Annotated in this window: 14 protein-coding genes and 1 pseudogene; 10 read left to right on the forward strand and 5 right to left on the reverse strand. The window is 66.7% G+C overall.

The window, feature by feature from the left end; all coding sequences use genetic code 11:
- The first annotated feature begins 12 nt into the window (after nucleotides 1-12).
- Nucleotides 13-1,242, forward strand: a complete 1,230-nt coding sequence (locus CLG85_RS03535; protein ID WP_260348434.1) for a M20/M25/M40 family metallo-hydrolase — start codon at nucleotides 13-15, stop codon at nucleotides 1,240-1,242.
- Between the two features lie 56 nt (nucleotides 1,243-1,298).
- On the opposite strand, the gene CLG85_RS03540 is transcribed toward CLG85_RS03535, so the two are convergent.
- The 5 genes and pseudogenes from CLG85_RS03540 to CLG85_RS03565 all read right to left on the reverse strand — a co-directional run bounded on the left by CLG85_RS03540 (nucleotide 1,299) and on the right by CLG85_RS03565 (nucleotide 5,972).
- Nucleotides 1,299-2,267, reverse strand: coding sequence for an L-idonate 5-dehydrogenase (locus CLG85_RS03540; RefSeq protein ID WP_260348435.1), 969 nt, complete (start codon nucleotides 2,265-2,267; stop codon nucleotides 1,299-1,301).
- Nucleotides 2,268-2,362: 95 nt separating this feature from the next.
- A pseudogene (locus tag CLG85_RS03550) lies at nucleotides 2,363-3,641 on the reverse strand (TRAP transporter large permease).
- Between the two features lies 1 nt (nucleotide 3,642).
- Nucleotides 3,643-4,143, reverse strand: a complete 501-nt coding sequence (locus CLG85_RS03555; protein ID WP_095883347.1) for a TRAP transporter small permease — start codon at nucleotides 4,141-4,143, stop codon at nucleotides 3,643-3,645.
- A 104-nt stretch (nucleotides 4,144-4,247) separates the two neighbouring features.
- On the reverse strand, nucleotides 4,248-5,225 hold the full coding sequence (locus tag CLG85_RS03560; protein WP_095883348.1) for a TRAP transporter substrate-binding protein: 978 nt from the start codon (nucleotides 5,223-5,225) through the stop codon (nucleotides 4,248-4,250).
- 48 nt (nucleotides 5,226-5,273) lie between these two features.
- Nucleotides 5,274-5,972 carry a GntR family transcriptional regulator gene (locus tag CLG85_RS03565; RefSeq protein ID WP_095883349.1) on the reverse strand — a complete coding sequence of 233 codons (699 nt, stop codon included), beginning with the start codon at nucleotides 5,970-5,972 and terminating at the stop codon, nucleotides 5,274-5,276.
- 132 nt (nucleotides 5,973-6,104) lie between these two features.
- Here CLG85_RS03565 and uxuA point away from each other — a divergent pair, with 132 nt between their 5' ends.
- The 9 genes from uxuA (at nucleotide 6,105) to CLG85_RS03610 (ending at nucleotide 16,373) form a co-directional block, all read left to right on the forward strand.
- Nucleotides 6,105-7,322, forward strand: a complete 1,218-nt coding sequence (uxuA, locus tag CLG85_RS03570) for a mannonate dehydratase (RefSeq protein WP_095883350.1) — start codon at nucleotides 6,105-6,107, stop codon at nucleotides 7,320-7,322.
- Nucleotides 7,319-8,773: a mannitol dehydrogenase family protein gene (locus CLG85_RS03575; RefSeq protein ID WP_260348437.1), complete on the forward strand. Its 1,455-nt coding sequence runs from the start codon at nucleotides 7,319-7,321 to the stop codon at nucleotides 8,771-8,773. The genes uxuA and CLG85_RS03575 overlap by 4 nt, the downstream gene beginning before the upstream one ends.
- Before the next feature lie 123 nt (nucleotides 8,774-8,896).
- Nucleotides 8,897-9,514: a GNAT family N-acetyltransferase gene (locus CLG85_RS03580; RefSeq protein ID WP_095884432.1), complete on the forward strand. Its 618-nt coding sequence runs from the start codon at nucleotides 8,897-8,899 to the stop codon at nucleotides 9,512-9,514.
- 191 nt (nucleotides 9,515-9,705) lie between these two features.
- On the forward strand, nucleotides 9,706-10,890 hold the full coding sequence (locus CLG85_RS03585; RefSeq protein WP_260348438.1) for a LysR family transcriptional regulator: 1,185 nt from the start codon (nucleotides 9,706-9,708) through the stop codon (nucleotides 10,888-10,890).
- A gap of 112 nt (nucleotides 10,891-11,002) precedes the next feature.
- On the forward strand, nucleotides 11,003-11,968 hold the full coding sequence (locus CLG85_RS03590; protein ID WP_095883264.1) for a TRAP transporter substrate-binding protein: 966 nt from the start codon (nucleotides 11,003-11,005) through the stop codon (nucleotides 11,966-11,968).
- 5 nt (nucleotides 11,969-11,973) lie between these two features.
- Nucleotides 11,974-12,477, forward strand: a complete 504-nt coding sequence (locus tag CLG85_RS03595; RefSeq protein WP_095883265.1) for a TRAP transporter small permease — start codon at nucleotides 11,974-11,976, stop codon at nucleotides 12,475-12,477.
- On the forward strand, nucleotides 12,474-13,781 hold the full coding sequence (locus CLG85_RS03600) for a TRAP transporter large permease (RefSeq protein ID WP_095883266.1): 1,308 nt from the start codon (nucleotides 12,474-12,476) through the stop codon (nucleotides 13,779-13,781). The genes CLG85_RS03595 and CLG85_RS03600 overlap by 4 nt, the downstream gene beginning before the upstream one ends.
- 472 nt (nucleotides 13,782-14,253) lie before the next feature.
- A complete protein-coding gene (locus CLG85_RS03605) occupies nucleotides 14,254-15,345 on the forward strand; it encodes an NAD-dependent epimerase/dehydratase family protein (protein ID WP_176476655.1) in 1,092 nt (363 codons plus the stop codon).
- 95 nt (nucleotides 15,346-15,440) lie between these two features.
- Entirely contained in the window at nucleotides 15,441-16,373 is a 933-nt protein-coding gene (locus tag CLG85_RS03610; protein WP_235865454.1) for a LysR family transcriptional regulator, read from the forward strand.
- The last annotated feature ends 1 nt before the right edge of the window (nucleotide 16,374 follow it).

Here is a 16,374-nt window from a genome sequence, read left to right on the forward strand (position 1 = left end):
ACAGGACCTTTCATGACCCAAGACGTCGCCCGGATCATCGCCTCGGACCGTTTCAAGCGTGCGCAGGAAGACCTGGCCCAGGGCCACGAGCGCTTCGTCGACGAGATCATCGAGCTGACGCAGATCCCGGCGCCGCCCTTCAAGGAAGAGGTCCGCGCCGCCGCCTATGCCGAAAAATTCCGCGCGCTGGGGCTGCAGGAGGTCGAACTCGACGGCATCGGAAACGTGCTTGGCCTGCGCCGCGGGCGCGGCAACGGGCAGGTGATCGTCGTCGCGGCGCATCTCGATACGGTTTTCCCCGAGGGCACTGACGTGACCGTGCGCCGCGAGGGCACCAAGCTCTTTGCGCCGGGGGTGGGCGATGACACCCGCGGGCTTGCGGCGTTGCTCGCCTTCATACGGGCGCTTGACGCGGCGGGCATCGAGACCGAGCAGGACATCCTCTTCGTCGGCGACGTGGGCGAGGAGGGAAAGGGCGACCTGCGCGGCATCCGTTACCTCTTCGAAGAGGGCGCCTACCGTGAAAAGATCGCGGGGTTCTTCACCATCGACGGGCTCGAGGTCGGCGAGATCACCACGGGCGCGGTCGGCTCGCTGCGCTACCGGGTGACCTTCCGTGGGCCGGGTGGCCATTCGCTGAACGCCTTCGGCACGGTCAACCCGGCCTACGCGCTCGGATCGCTGATGGCGGGCATGGCGCGGATCGAGGTGCCCGAGGCGCCGCGCACCACCTTCTGCGCCTCGGTCATGGGCGGCGGCAGCTCGATCAACGCCATCCCCGAGGAGGTCTGGCTGGAAGTTGACCTGCGCTCGGTCGACGCGGGAGAACTGGGCAAGCTTGATGCGGCGCTGCACGCTCTTGTCGAGGAGGCCGTGGCAGGCGAGAACGCACGGGGGGGACAGCACCCATGGCGCGATCCGCGCCGAGCTGACCCGCATCGGCAACCGCCCGGCAGGGCAGACCGCGCCCGGGAGCGCCATCGTGCAGGCGGCCTTCGCGGCGCTTCCGGTCTTCGGCTTCACGCCGTCGACCGGCGACAGCTCGACCGATGCCAACATCCCCATGAGCCTCGGCGTGCCGGCGATCTGCCTCGGCTCGGGCGGCACCGGCGGACGGGCGCACAGCCTCGAGGAATGGATCGACGTGGAGCCCGAGCTTTCACTGCGCGGGCTTTACGCGGGGCTGGCCTCGATCCTCGGCACGGTGGGGATGGTCGAGGGCTGAGGCCCGCGCGCGCCTAAAAAAGAAGGACCGCGCCGGTGGGCGGCGCGGTCCTTTCGGGGACAGGGGAAGTGGGTCAGCCGAAGGTCAGCTGCACCTTTACCGCCTTGCCCCGATCCATCGCCAACTCGATGGCGTCCTGCGCCTGATCAACGGGCATGGAGTGCGTCACGATCGGAGCGAGCGTGAGCGCGCGGGAGTTGATCAGCTCCACCGACTGGCCGAACTCGGCGTCAAAACGGTGCGTGCCGCAGAGGTTGATCTCCTTCGAGACCAGCATGTTGAAGGGCACCGGCGTGTCGCCCATCACGCCCACCTGCACGATGGTGCCGAGCGGGCGGGTGCAGGCAATCGCCGAGCGGATCGCCGGGCCCGCGGCGGAGCATTCGAAGCAGAGGTCGAACTGTCCCTTTTCGGCCTCGTACTTGGCCAGCTCGGCGCCATTGGTGGCGACGTTGATCGCACGGGTCGCGCCGACCTGTCTGGCCACCTCCAGCGTTGCGTCCTGCAGGTCGGTGACCACGATCTCGGACGCGCCGTAGTGCTTGGCCAGTGCCACGCAGAGCGCGCCGATCGGGCCGGCACCGGTGACGAGGACGCGCTTGCCCTCGAGGGAACCTGCCACCTGCACGGCGCGGGTCACCGCGCGGCAGCATACGGCGAGCGGCTCGGCCAGCGCGGCTTCGGCCATCGGCACGCCGGGGGCGATCTTGTAGCACTGGCCGGCACCGATCGCGACGCGGTCGCGGAAGAAGCCCTGCTCGTGCGGCAGGAACATCGCCGAGCCCTTGAAGCGCATGGTCATGCAGTGCTGGTGATCCCCCGCCTTGCAGAACTTGCACGCGCCGCAGGGGTGCGAGGGGTTCACCGCCACCACGTCACCGACGGCAACCGTGTCGACCCCTTCGCCGACCGACACCACGGTGCCTGCCGCCTCGTGGCCGATGATGATCGGCTCGCGCACGCGGATCGTGCCGATGCCGCCGTCGGCGTAATAGTGGATGTCCGAGCCGCAGATGCCGCCCGCGCCGATCGCGACCACCACCTCACCCGCCGCGGCGGTGGGCTCTTCGATGGTCTCGACGCGCAGGTCTTTTTTGTCCGTGCAGCCGTGCGATGCGGTTGGTCATGGGTCTGGTCCTAGTTCGACAGGAAGGAGGGCAGCCAGGTGCTGAAGAACGGCACGTAGGAGACGAGCAGCAGCACGAGGATGTTGGTGAGGATGAAGGGCATGATCGCGCGGGTGACTTCCCAGAGCGTGACCCGGCCGATGCCGGCGCAGATGAAGAGGCACACGCCGACCGGGGGGGGTGGTCAGGCCGATCATCAGGTTGAGCACCGCGAAGACTGCGAAGTGCAGCGGGTCGACGCCAACGCCGGTGGCCAGCGCCAGCAGCGGCCCAAAGAGAATGATCAGCGCGGCGATGGTCTCCATGAACATGCCGACGAAGAGCAGCACCAGGTTGATCAGCAGGATCACCAGGAGCTTGTTGTCGGTGATGCTGAGCACGGAGTCGGCGATCATCTGCGGGATGCGCTCCGACACGAGGATCCAGCCGAAGACGTTGGCGAGGCCCACCAGCACGAGGATCGCGGCGGCAGAGACGGCGCTGTCGATCAGGATCTTCGGCACGTCTCGGACTTTCAGGCCGCGGTAGACGAAGGCGCCGACGACGAAGGCGTAGATCGAGGCGACGATGGCGGTCTCGGTCGGGGTGGCAAAGCCGGTAAGCAGCCCGCCGACGATGAGCCCGGTCATGGCCACGGCCCAGAAGGCGCCGAGGAAGGCCTTCCAGAGCTCGCCCAGCCCCTGCCATTCCTGGCGCGGGTAGTTGTGCTTCTTGGCGAGGATCCAGGCGGTGATCATCATCGCCACGCCCATCATGATGCCGGGGATGGCGCCCGCGATGAACATCTTGCCGACCGAGATGCCTGACAGCGTGCCGACGATGATCATCGGCACCGAGGGCGGGATGATCGGCCCGACGGTCGAGGAGGCGGCGGTGATCGCGGCGGAGAAATCGGCGGGATAGCCCGCTTTCTTCATGCCGGGGATCATCATGCCGCCGATCGAGGCCGCGTCGGCGGCGGCAGTGCCCGAGATGCCGCCGAACAGCATCGAGGCGGCGACGTTGGTGAGGCCAAGGCCGCCGCGCATCCAGCCGACCAGCGCCTGCGCCAGCCGCACGATGCGCCCGGTGATGCCGCCGGCGTTCATCAGGTTGCCGGCGAGAATGAAGCCCGGGATGCAGAGCAGCACGAAGCTGTCCATGCCCGCGTACATCTTCTGCGGGATGACCACGAGCGGCATGCCCTTGAAGAGGATGTAGGCCATCGACGAGACGCCGAGGGTGATGGCCACCGGCAAGCCGATGATCAGGCCGCCGAGGAAGCAGCCGAGCAGAATGGTCAGCTCCATCTCAGAGCTCCTCTTCGGGTTTTTCGGGAAGGCCGGTGTCGCGGCGGCTGAGCATGCCGGCCACGCGCAGCCCGGCGAACAGGCTGATCGCCAGCAGCGCGACCAGCACCGAGGCGTGGATGAAGTCCATCCGGACTCCCAGCGAAGGGGCGGTCTGGCGGGCACCGATCGAGACATAGAGCCAGGTCGCCTTGATCAGCATCAGGCCGAAGCCGAGCGTGATCACGGCGCAGATCAGCCGCAGGATCCAGGGCAGCCGCCCGGGCAGCGCCTCGCAGACGATGTCGACGTTCACCAGATCGCCCGAGCGGTAGGCCAGGCCGACGCCGAAGGCGGCGAGGTAGAGCAGGGCGAAGCGGGTCAGCTCTTCGGTCCAGACAACCGAGGTGATCACGCCGGAGCGCCCGAGCAGCTGGATGATGACGGCGACGATGATGGCGGCGAAGCTGAGCCCCGTCGCGATACGGGCAATGGCGGTCAGGACCGTGACGAGCTTTTGCATGGAACGGCTCTTCGGTGAAATTGCGGGAAGGGCCGGACCCGAGTGGAGGGTCCGGCCCGGGAGAGCGGGCCCGGGAGAAAGGGAGGAGGGGCCCGCGGGTCGGCTTACTTGTCGAAGAGGGCTTCGACGTCGGGCCGGATATCGTCGGAGACCGAGTTCAGCACGGCTTCCTTGGCGGCGGCGGCAAAGGCGGCGTTGTCCACATCGACAAACTCGACGCCAAGCTCCTCGAGCTGGGTGACCAGCTGTTCTTCGTCAGCGAGGAAGAGCTCACGCTCGTAGGCCTGCGCGCGGGCGGCGGCTTCCATGACGTTGGCCTGATCCTCTTCCGAGAGCTGGTCCCACGCCATTTCCGAGATGGTCAGGTAGATCCAGGACCGCACGTGGTCGGTCTTGTTGATGTACTTCTGCACCTCGTTGAAGTTCGCGGACTTGATCAGCGCCAGCGGGTTCTCCTGCGCGTCGATGGTGCCGTTCTGCAGCGAGGTGAACACCTCGGAGAAGGCCATCGGCGTCGGGTTCGCGCCAAGCGCTTTCCAAACGTTGAGGAACAGCGGCACGTTCGGCACACGCATCTTGAGGCCATTCAGCTCGTCCGGCGAGGTGATCGGGCGGTTCGAGGTCAGCTCGCGCGGGCCGCGGGCAAAGTAGGCGATCGGACGGATGCCGACCTTCTCGATGATCTGCGCCTCGATGCGGTCGCCGAGCTCGCCACCGGCGGCGGCGTCCATGTCCTCGAGCGAGGTGTAGGCGTAGGGCATCGCGAGCAGTGCCGCCATCGGTGCCCAGTTCTGCAGGGACTCGCCGGTGATCGTCATGTCGGCGGTGCCGAGCTGCATGCCGTTGATGACGTCGACTTCCTTGCCGAGCGTTTCGTTCGGGTAGATCTCTACCTCGATGCGGCCGTCGGTCAGCGTGGCCAGTTCCTCGGCGAACTTCACCGAGGCCTTGTGCCAGGTGTTGTCCTCATTGGCGAGGTGGCCGAGCTTCAGCGTCATGTCGGCAGCCATGGCCGAGGCGCTGAGCGCGACGGTGGCGATGCCGGAGAGCATCAGGGTCTTTAGGGTCTTTGCGACGATCATGGTGTTCCTCCCTTTCAGGGTCGCTTGGGGACAATGCCGCGTACGCACTCACGCGGCATCGGGGTCGAAATAGTCGGGGAAGGCTTCGCGGATGGCCGGCAGGTCCGACAGGATCATCTGCAGGTGGCCGCGCATGGCCTTCTCGGCCGCTTCAGGGTCGCCCGCGTCGATGGCGTCGACCACCGCGGTATGTTGGGCGATGAGGTGTTCGAGCGGGAAATGCGCCGAGGTCATCTGGCGCACCCTGTCCATCTGGCTTTTCATGCCGACGATCACCGCCCAGGCGTTGGGGCGCCCGGCGCCCTTGGCCAAGGTGTGGTGGAACTCGTCGTCGAGCGGCACGAAGGCGGCGGGGTGGTGATCGACGAGCCGGGCCTGCGCGGCGATCTGGCCGCGCAGCTCTTCGACCAGCCCGGCGGGGCGGGCGGTGGCGCAGGCCTTGGCGATGTCGGCCTCGACCGCCTCGCGCACGAAGCGGGCGTCAAGCACCGCGCCGACGGAAATCTTGCGGACGAAGGAACCGCGCTGGGGGCGAATTTCCAGCAGGCCCTCTTCGGCCAGCTTGATGAAGGCTTCACGGACGGGCTGGCGCGAGACGCCGAAGCGCGCGCCGATTTCTGCCTCGGAGAGCCGGGTGCCGGGTTCGAACTGGTTCCGCACGATCGCCTGGCGCAGGGCACGGATCAGCTGCGGCCCGACGGGCGCCGACTGGTCGACCTGCTCGATCTGGATTGTCTCGATTCCCATGGCTCTCCTCCGTGGCGGCAACCTGCTCCATACTTCCATACTAGTCAACATTTGAATCGCCTGCTATGAATCTCGTGACCACCGAGGCGCGGGAGCCCGTCCCGCGCAGCAGACAAAAAGGGAGGGAATCCGATGCGTCAGACCTGGCGTTGGTTTGGTCCGAAAGACCGCGTGAGCATCGACGACATGATGCAGGCCGGCGTCGAGGGCGTCGTTTCCGCATTGCACCACGTGGCCACCGGCGCGGTCTGGACCCCCGAGGAAATCGCCCAGCGTCAGCGCGAGATTGCCACCCGCAAGGACGGCCGGCCCTCGCCACTGGTCTGGGACGTGGTCGAATCGTTGCCCGTCTCGGAAGACATCAAGAAGCAGAAGGGCGACTGGAAGGCGCATATCGAGAGCTGGAAGACCTCGATGCGGCATCTTTCCGAGGCCGGGCTCGAAGTGATCTGCTACAACTTCATGCCGGTACTGGACTGGACCCGCACCGATCTGGCTTGGGAGCGCCCGAGCGGCGCGCGCTGCATGCGCTTCGACCTGATCGATTTCGCCGCCTTCGACATCCATATCCTGCAACGCGCCGGCGCCGCCGAGAGCTTCCCAGACGATGTGGTCGCCGAGGCCGCCGAGCGCTTTGCCAAGATGGATGACGCGCGCAGGGAGCAGCTCGCCGGCAACGTGGTCTTCGGCCTGCCCGGCGCGGCGGAGAAGTTCAGCCTCGACGATGTGAAGCTGCACCTCGCGGAATACGACAACATTTCCGAGGCCCAACTGCAGCAGCACATGATCGACTTCCTGTCGGAAGTGACGCCGCTGGCCGAGGAACTGGGCATGCGCCTGTGCTGCCACCCCGACGATCCGCCCTTCCCGCTGCTCGGCCTGCCGCGCATCATGTCGACCGAGGCGCACTACCGGAAGATCCTCGACGCCGTCGACCTGCGCGCCAATGGCGTGACGCTCTGCACCGGCTCGCTCGGCGCGCGTCCCGACAACAACCCGGTCGAGATCTTCAAGGCGCTGGCCGACCGCGTGCACTTCCTGCACCTGCGCAATGTTGCCATCGAGGGCACCGAGGTGATGAACTCGCTCTACGAGGACGAGCACCTTTCCGGCCACACCGACATGGTCGCCATGGTCGCCGCCGTGGTCGCCGAGGAACGCCGCCGCAAGGCCGAGGGCCGCGCAGACTGGTCGATTCCCTTCCGTCCCGACCACGGGCAGGACATCCTCGACGACATCGGCCGCGAGGCGCAGCCGGGCTACCCGGCGATAGGCCGTCTCAAGGGCCTTGCCGAGCTGCGCGGCCTCTACCGCGCCTTCGAGCACCAACTGGCGACGGGGGCGGCATGAGGCTGGCATCCCTGACCCAGGTGCCCGAGGCGCTGCGTCCGGGCTATGATCCGCAGGCGCACGGGGTGGGCATCGTCCACCTCGGCCTCGGCGCCTTCCACAAGGCGCACCAGGCGGCGCTGACCGACCTGGCGCTGGCCGCCGAGGGCGGCGACTGGCGCATCCTCGGCGTATCGCTGCGCTCGCCCAAGGCGTCGGACGAACTGCACCCGCAGAACGGGCTCTACACGCTGATCGCCAAGGGCGCCGAGGGCACCGAGGCGCGGGTGATCGGGGCCATTGCCGATGCCATCTGCTCGGCTGGCGACCCCGAGCCGGCGCTGGCGGCCATGGCCGCACCGGGCACCAGGATCGTCTCGCTGACCGTGACCGAAAAGGCCTATGGCCTCGATCGCGCCGCCCATGGTTGCGACCCGGCCCATCCCGCCGTCGCCGCCGACCTTGCCAACCCTGCCGCGCCGCAGGGCGTGCTCGGCCTGCTGACCGAGGCGCTGCGCCGCCGCCGCGATGCGGGGCTTGCGCCCTTCACCGTGCTCTGCTGCGACAACCTGCCGGAGAACGGCGTGCTGCTGCGCGGCGCGGTGGTGGATTTTGCCCGCCGCATCGATCCGGCGCTGGCCGATTGGATCGCCGCCGAGGTCGCCTTCCCCTCGACCATGGTCGACCGCATCACCCCCGCGGCCACCCCTGCCACGCTTGCCGAAGCCGCCGCGCTCACCGGCTGCGAGGACCTCGCCGCGATCGAGACCGAGACCTTCGTGCAATGGGTGATCGAGGACAATTTCCCGCAGGGCCGCCCAGCCTGGGAAAAGGCCGGGGCGATCTTCACCGACAATGTCACCGCCTTCGAGACGATGAAGCTGCGGATGCTCAACGGCAGCCACTCGATGCTGGCCTACGCCGGTTTCCACGCCGGCTGCCCCTATGTGCGCGACGTGATGGCGGCAAGGTCGCTGGCCAAGCTGGTGCGCCGCCACCTCGCTGCCGCCGCTGCGACCCTGCCCGAGATCCCCGGCATCGACACCGCCGCCTATGCCGAGGCGCTGGCCAAGCGGTTCGAGAACCCCGAGATCGCGCATGAGACCTTCCAGATCGCCATGGACGGCTCGGAAAAGATGCCGCAGCGCGTCTTCTCGGCGGTGGCCGATGCACGGGCCAAGGGGGTTGATTGCCGGGCCTTCACCTTTGCCACGGCCGCCTGGGCGCGGCATCTCAGCGGTGCCACCCACGATTGCGATGCCTACGCGCTGCGCGATCCACGCGCCGCCGAGTTGCAGGCCATGGCCGAGGTCAAGGAAGCCGACGAGATCGTCGCTGCGCTGCGCCGCGCCGCTTTCGTCCCGCCGGCGCTGGCCGCGGACGAGGCCTTCTGGGCCGAGGTCGCGGGGCTCCTGGCCGAGATGCTCTTCGAGCCGATGCGCGACGTGATCGCGCGCGAAGCGGCCTTCTGAGCGCCACGATCGCCGCCCGCTGGACAGGCGGGCGGTCGCGCAATCCGCTGTTTGCGCGAACAGGGTGTCGGGATTTACTGTCCTGATAGAAATGTCGTTGTACTATCGGCGTGGGAGGACACCATGCCATATACCGACATTGCACGCGGGTCGCGGACGTTCACCACCCCCCGGAAACAATCCGAGGAACGTGCCGAAATCACCCGCCTCGAGAACGAGTTGCGCGCATTCGTGGCCATCGCCCTGCAGCACGGCATGCGCGACTACTGCGAGATTCGCCACCCCGAGTTGACGCGCGAGCTGGAAGAGGGGCTCGAACGCGCCGGTCGCCGCGCCGAGGTGAAATACGCCTATGTGATGGAGCGGCTGGCGCAGGTTCCGGGCCTCATGGCCTCCACCGGAGAGACCGGCGAGCGCACCTACTATCGCAACAGCGAGGAAAACGTCGCCTATATCGAGCATTCGCTCTGGAGCAAGCGCTTCATCCTGAGCGGCATCTGGGTGGCCCCGACGCACCGCGGCAAGGGTGTGGCGCACTGCATCCTGCGCCAACTGGTCGAGGCGGCGGACGAGGCCGAACTGGGAATCGAGTTGCACCACGAGCCCTTCGGCGAAGAGGGGCTCGACAAGCCCGCGCTCGAGGCATTTTACAATCGCCACGGTTTCCAGCACCACGAGCTGACTCCGGGAGCGATGTTCCGCATTCCCCGCTCGCCGCTGGATCACCACGGCCGTTCTTAGGACCCGGCGGTTCGCGCCGCCGGCGGCCTTTCTTCTAGGTCCAAATATCCCGGGGGACCGGGGGCAGCGCCCCCGGCTCTTTCGGCCTGCGCCCCGCCCCATGGACCCCGCGTCCGTCGCGGCGCTATAACCGGCCGCAGCGTCGACTGGTCAGGAGCGCGCATGGGCAACAGCAGCGGGGCGCCCGCGTCATGATCTCCCGCAACCTCAGGCATCTGCGGGTCTTTCTCGCCGTGGCGGAAGAGGCCTCGATCACCGGCGCGGCGGCGCGGTTCAAGGTTTCTCAGCCGGCCGTCACCCAGATGCTCGGCAAGCTCGAGACGCAGGCCGGGGGCGCGCTCTTCGACCGGACCAGCCGCGGGCTGGTGCTGACCGAACGCGGGGCGGTGCTGGCGGCGCGTCTGGGCCGGGTCTTCGCGCAACTCGACGCGGCGCTGGCGGCGATCTCGACGCGCCTGCCCGAGGTGGCGACAAGCGGCCAGCTTCAGGCTCTCTTCGCGGTGCATGACACCGGCAGCTTCACCCGCGCCGCCCGCGCGCTGGGGCTGGCGCAGCCCACTGTGCACCGCGCGGTCAGCCAGCTCGAGCAGGAGGTCGGCGCGCAGCTTTTCGAGCGCACCTCGCACGGGCTGAGTCCGAGCCGGGCCTGCAGTGCACTGGTGCCGCGGGCCCGGCTCGCGCTCAGCGAGATTGATCAGGCCGACATGGAACTGGGAGAGCTGGACGGGACCGAGACCGGGCGTATCGTCATCGGCACGCTTCCGCTGTCGCGCTCGGTGTTGTTGCCGCGGGCCCTTGCGGCCTTCCGCCAGGCGCGGCCGAAGATGCTGATCTCGGTGGTCGACGGGGCCCACGACATGCTGCTGGCGGCGCTGCGGCAGGGCGATGTCGACATCATGCTGGGCGCGCTGCGCAGCCAGAGCCCGGCACCGGACGTGGTGCAGGAGCCGCTTTTCCAGGACCGTTTCGCCGTCGTCGCGCGGCCGGGGCATGAGCTGGTGGGTGAGGGGCCGCTCTGCGCCGAGCAGCTCGGCCGCTACCCGTGGATCGTGCCCGGGCCCGGCACCCAGCTAAGGTACCAGTTCGAGGCACTTTTCCAGCGCCAGGGGTTGCCGCTTCCGGACAGTATCATCGAGGCCGGTTTCATTCTGCTTATACGAGAGTACCTCGATCTCAGCGAGTCCCTCGCCTTCACCTCGGGGCGGCAGGCTGCGCCGGAGCTGGATCGCGGGAACCTCGTGCAGCTTCCCCTCGCGGAAACATTGCCGTTTCGCGATATCGGCCTGACCCTGCGGGAAGATTGGCTGCCGACCCGGGCGCAGCGGCTGATGCTCGACTGCCTGCGTGGCGCGGCGGAGGCGCTGCCGGACGTATAGCGAGAAGTTATGCCATAATGCGTCGAATCTATTGGACCCTGCCGAGCGATGATTGCACAGGGGAGCCGTACATGGCCTGCCGTGCGGCAGGTGCGATCTCGGGAGGATTTCCATGCGTTCTGTCATTCTCGCCGCGGCTCTCGGCCTTGTTTCGACCGCCGCCCTCGCAGAAGACTTCAAATTTGCCAGCTTCTTCGCGCCGACCCATCCCTATGTCGAGGGGGCCTTTGATCCCTTCGCCGAGGCGGTGGCCGAAAAGTCGGATGGTGCGCTGTCGGTGACCATCTACAACGGTGGCGAACTCGGCCCGGGCCCGGCCGAGCAGTACAGCCGCGTTCTCGACGGCGTGGCCGAGCTGGCCGTCTCGCTGCCGGGCTACACCGCCTCGACCTTTCCGCTGACCCTGGTCGCGGAGCTGCCGGGCGTGCTCGACACCGAGACCGGCACGGCCGATATCTGGAACAACATCGAGCTCTTCCAGCCCGAGTACCGCCGCGCCATCCTGGTGAGCCTGTGGTCCTCGGCGCCGAACCAGCTTTACACCCGTGACAAGGCCGTGCGCAGCCCGGCCGACGTCAAGGGCATGAAGATCCGCGTGCCCTCGCGCAACACCGGCCTGCTGGTCGAAGCCTGGGGTGCGACCCCTGTCTCGATGCCGGTGAGCGAGATCTACAACGCCATGCAGACCGGCGTGATCGACGGGGCAATGATCGACACCACCGCGACCCGTGCCTTCCGCCTTGGCGAAGTGGCCAACTACCTGACCATCGGCATGGACACGACGAACTCGCCGTTCTTCATCCTTGCCAACCGCGACGCCTTCAACAGCCTCGATGAGGCGCAGCAGAAGGCGCTGCTCGACGCCGGCAAGGAGGCCTCGGTCAAGGCCAACGAGGTGCAACTCGCGGTTGCCGCCGGCGGTGTCGAGGCCTTTGCCGAGATCGAGGGCCGCGAAGTCATCGAGCTGACCGCCGAGGAGGCCGCCGCGTTCAACGCGCTGTCCGCGCCGGTCACCGAGAAGGTCGTCGCCGAGACCGGGGGCAATGCCCAGGCCATCGTCGACGCGCTGGCCCACTGAGCCAGATGATGCGTCGCGCAACCAACGCCCTGTCGGTTTTCACCGACAGGGCCACCGCCGTTCTGGCCGTGGTGGGCGGAGTCGCCCTGCTGTCGCTGGTGGTGCTGATCTTTGCCGGTGTGGTGCTGCGCTACGCCTTCGGCCAGCCTATTCTCGGCTCGAACGAGATCATCCAGCTTGCCGCCGTGGCGCTGGTGATGTCCGCGTTGCCCTATTGCACCCATCTCAATGGCCACGTGAGCGTCGACGTCTTCGACCGCATGCTGGGCCGCTTTGGTCGGCGTGCCGGCGACGTGCTGGCGCGGCTGCTGTCGGGCTACGCGCTGGGGGTGCTCTGTCATCGTGCCTATTATAAGGCATTGGATGCCGCCGAATTCGGCGACACCACCAACATGCTGGGCCTGCCGCTTTGGCCCTTCTACGGAATTCTCGCCCTCGGTTGCGGCTTCTGCGTGCTGGTCTTCGCGCTGCAGATCCTCAAGGTGCTCGTGCTCGGAGAAGAACAATGACCGAAGTCTCTGCCGGGCTGATCGGCATTGCCGCGCTCTTCCTTCTGATGATCCTGCGCACGCCGGTGGCCTTTGCCATGTTGCTGGTCGGCTTTTTCGGCTACTGGGGCCTGTCGGGATTCCGCAGCGCCAGCGCCATGCTGTTGACCGAGAGCTACTCGGCCGTCGCCTCCTATTCGCTGATCGTCGTGCCGATGTTCGTGCTGCTCGGCAACATCGCCTCGGTCGCGGGCTACTCGCGCGGGCTTTATGATGCGGCCTACGCCTGGGTCGGTCGTTTCAAGGGTGGGCTCGCATCGGCCTCGGTGCTCGGCTGCGCCGCCTTTTCGGCGGTCTCCGGTTCCTCCGTCGCCACCGCCGTCACTCTGGGCAAGGTCGCCCTGCCGCAGATGAAGCGCCTCGGCTATGCCGACAGCCTCGCCACCGGGTCGGTGGCGGCGGGCGGCACGCTGGGCTTCCTGATCCCGCCCTCCACCGGTTTCGTGCTGTACGCGATCCTCACCGAGGAATCGATCGGGCGGCTCTTCATGGCGGGCATCCTGCCGGGCATTCTGCTGTGCGCGCTCTTCATGGGGGTGATCTGGCTGCAGGCGACGCTGCGTCCCGAGGACGGCCCGCAGGGCGCCAAGATTGGCTGGATGGAGAAGCTGCGGATCTCCTCCGAGGCCTGGCCGCTCTTCGGTGTCATCCTGGTGTCGATCGGCGGCATCTACCTCGGGGTCTTCACCCCGGTGGAGGCCTCGGGGATCGGCGCGGGACTGGTGATCCTGCTGGCTCTGGTCCAGCGCAAGATCAACTGGGCGGGATTCAAGGAGGCCGTGCTCGACACGCTGAAGACCAGCGCCATGCTCTATATGGTGGTGATCGGGGCCAACGTGCTGAACCCCTTCCTTGCCATCACCCACATTCCGGCGACGCTCGGCGCGCAGCTTGAGACACTGGGGCTGGGCGCCTATGGCACGCTGATCGTGATCCTGCTGGCATATGTGGTGCTCGGCATGTTCATGGATGGCCTGTCGATGCTGGTCATCACCATCCCGATCGTCTTCCCAGTGATCACCGGCTTCGGCTTCGATCCGATCTGGTTCGGCGTGGTGGCGGTCATCGTCATCGAGATGGGCATGATCACCCCGCCGGTGGGGATGAACGTCTTCGTCGTCCGCGGGGTTGCCGGGCCGGATGTTCCGCTGACCACCGTGTTCAGTGGCGTCGCTCCTTTCCTGATCGCCATGGTGATCGGGCTGGTGCTGATCATCCTCTTCCCGCAGATCGCCACGCTGTTGCCAAACACGATGTTCGGCTGACGCCTTCGGGACCGAAATGCACGGTCCGGTCACGCACAGGGGACAGTGCGACAGGGGAGGCCTCGCCGAGGGATCGGCGGGGCCTTTTGCTTGGTCGTGCGGAGGGCCGCCTCCGCGCGCCGCGAAAAACGGCGAATCATTGCCGGATTTTGTGGCAGCGCGCCGCTTTCGCGGTATTGTCGCTGCGCCGCGGCGGTGCGGCGGTGCGGGAAGTGGCGCAGTTCGGGGCACGGGTGGCGATTTGCTGCCAAGTTTTAGGTCAAGAAAGGGGCTAAGCCGCGGAAGCGGCGCCCCTGATCGCGTTCAAAGCGTGGCCATGCCCTTAATTTTCGTGTAATAAGATTCGGGTAGTTAAGTTTTGATCCCACGCGCAAGCTACAGATTTTAAGTCGATATTTTCTGGGGGCCCACGTCATTCTCGCGGGTCCTGACAGGAGGTGCTTTTCATATGCGAATTGGAACGGAGAACTCGATGAATATTGTAATCCTTGGATGCGGGGGCTTTATCGGCAGCCATCTGCTGGATCGCCTGCTCACCACCACCGATCACAAGATCATCGGATGGGACCCGGAGAGCTCGAAGATCCAGAAGCACCTGGATAATCCCAACTTCACGCTTCATCAGCGCTACGTGGATGACCCCGAAACCCAACAGGATCTGCGGGATGCTGTGGCCAATGGGGACGTGGTGATCAACCTTGCCGCGATCTGCAACCCGTCTGAGTACAACACCAACCCGATCAGCGTGATCAAATCCAACCTGTTCGACGTCTATCCGATCGTCGAGCTTTGCGTGGAATACAAGCGCTGGTTGATCAGCTTCTCGACCAGCGAGTGCTACGGTCGCACGCTCTCCAGCTATGTCGGCGACACGAGCTACGAGAACCCCGACCTCTACGAACTCAAGGAAGACGAGACACCGCTTATTATGGGGCCGATCGTCAACCAGCGCTGGACCTATGCCTGCGCCAAGCAGATGGTCGAGCGTCTCGTTTATGCCCACCACAAGGAAGACGGCCTGCCGTTCACCGTGGTGCGCCCGCTGAACTTCTTCGGCCCGCGCATGGACTACATCCCGCAGCGCGACGGCGATGGCGTTCCCCGGGTTCTGGCCTGCTTCATGGGCGCGCTGCTCAACGGCGATCCGATGAAGCTGGTGGACGGTGGCAAGGCACGCCGCACCATCGTCTCGATCTACGAGGCCGTGGATGCGATCTGCCGCATGCTCGACAATCCCGAGAAGGCCAACGGTCACGCCTTCAACATCGGCAACCGCAACAACGAGGTCACCATGGCCGAGCTGGCGGACCTGATGCGCAAGACCTACGCCAAGATCACCGGTGATGCGTCCTACGAGGATTACCCGATCATCGAGGTCAGCGCCGAGGAGTTCTACGGCGAGGGCTACGAGGACTGCGATCGCCGCATGCCCGACATCTCCAAGGCCAAGGAGCTTCTTGGCTGGGAGCCCAAGATCGCGCTCGAGGACGTTCTTCTCGACACGATGACCTACTTCCATAACGAGTACGCAGGCTCCATGAAGCCCGCACAGGTGGCCGAATAGCCCCCTCGCCATTTCGGTATTTCCTCCCCTGCCGCGCTCCTCCCCGAGCGCGGCAGTTGCATTTCTGACTTCCGGAGGGCGGCCTGTGCGGCGCAATGACCCTTCGCGCGGCCGAAGCGCTCGCCTATAAGCGCGGCATGGATATCGGTCGCCTTCCTCCCCTGCGCAGCCTCATCGCCTTTCAGACCGTCGCGCGCTGCGGCAGCTTCACCCGCGCCGCCGAGCTGCTGGCGCTCACCCAGAGCGGCATTAGCCGGCAGATCGCCCAGCTCGAGGATCATGTCGGTGCGGCGCTCTTCGAACGCCAACCGGCGGGCGTGGTGCTGACCCGGATCGGCGAGGAATACGCCAAGGAGGTGGGGCGCGCGCTCGACGCGCTGCAATCGCTCGAGGCCGGCCAGATCACCCGGCGCGGGCAGGACCAGGTGACCATCGCCTGTTCACGCGCCGTGGCCGATCTGTGGATGCTGCCGCGGCTCACCCGGCTGCGCGACGCTTTCCCGGCGCTTGAGTTTAAGCTCATCGTCAACGACTTCTTCCAGCAGTTGCGCCACGACGAATACGACCTGGCGATCTATTATCGCCCCAACCGCCCGGCGGATCATGTGGTCGATGCTCTGGGGCCGGAGGAGATCGTGCCGGTCATGGCGCCGGGCGGCATGCCGCTGGCCGAGGCCGCGGCGCCGATGCTGCTGACCGTGGAGGAGACCCACAAGGAGTGGACTGACTGGGGCAACTGGCTTGCCTCCGTCGGCCTCAAGCTGCCCGAGGCGACGACCCGCTGGAAGCTCGGCGACTACCATCTGTCGGTCGAGGCGGCGCGGCGCGGGGTCGGTTTTGCCATGGGCTGGACATGGTTCCTCGCCGATTACCTCGAAAGCGGCGTGCTGGTCCCGGCCGACGCGCGACCCTTCCGCGGGCATGGCGAGTATTACCTCATGCGCCCGACCACCCGTCACCAGCGGCAGGCCGCGCGGCAGGTCGGCGACTGGCTGGTCGAGAGCAACCGGCGGTGGCGGGCAGGCTGAC

Source organism: Alloyangia mangrovi (assembly GCF_002300555.2).
Lineage (GTDB): Bacteria > Pseudomonadota > Alphaproteobacteria > Rhodobacterales > Rhodobacteraceae > Salipiger > Salipiger mangrovi.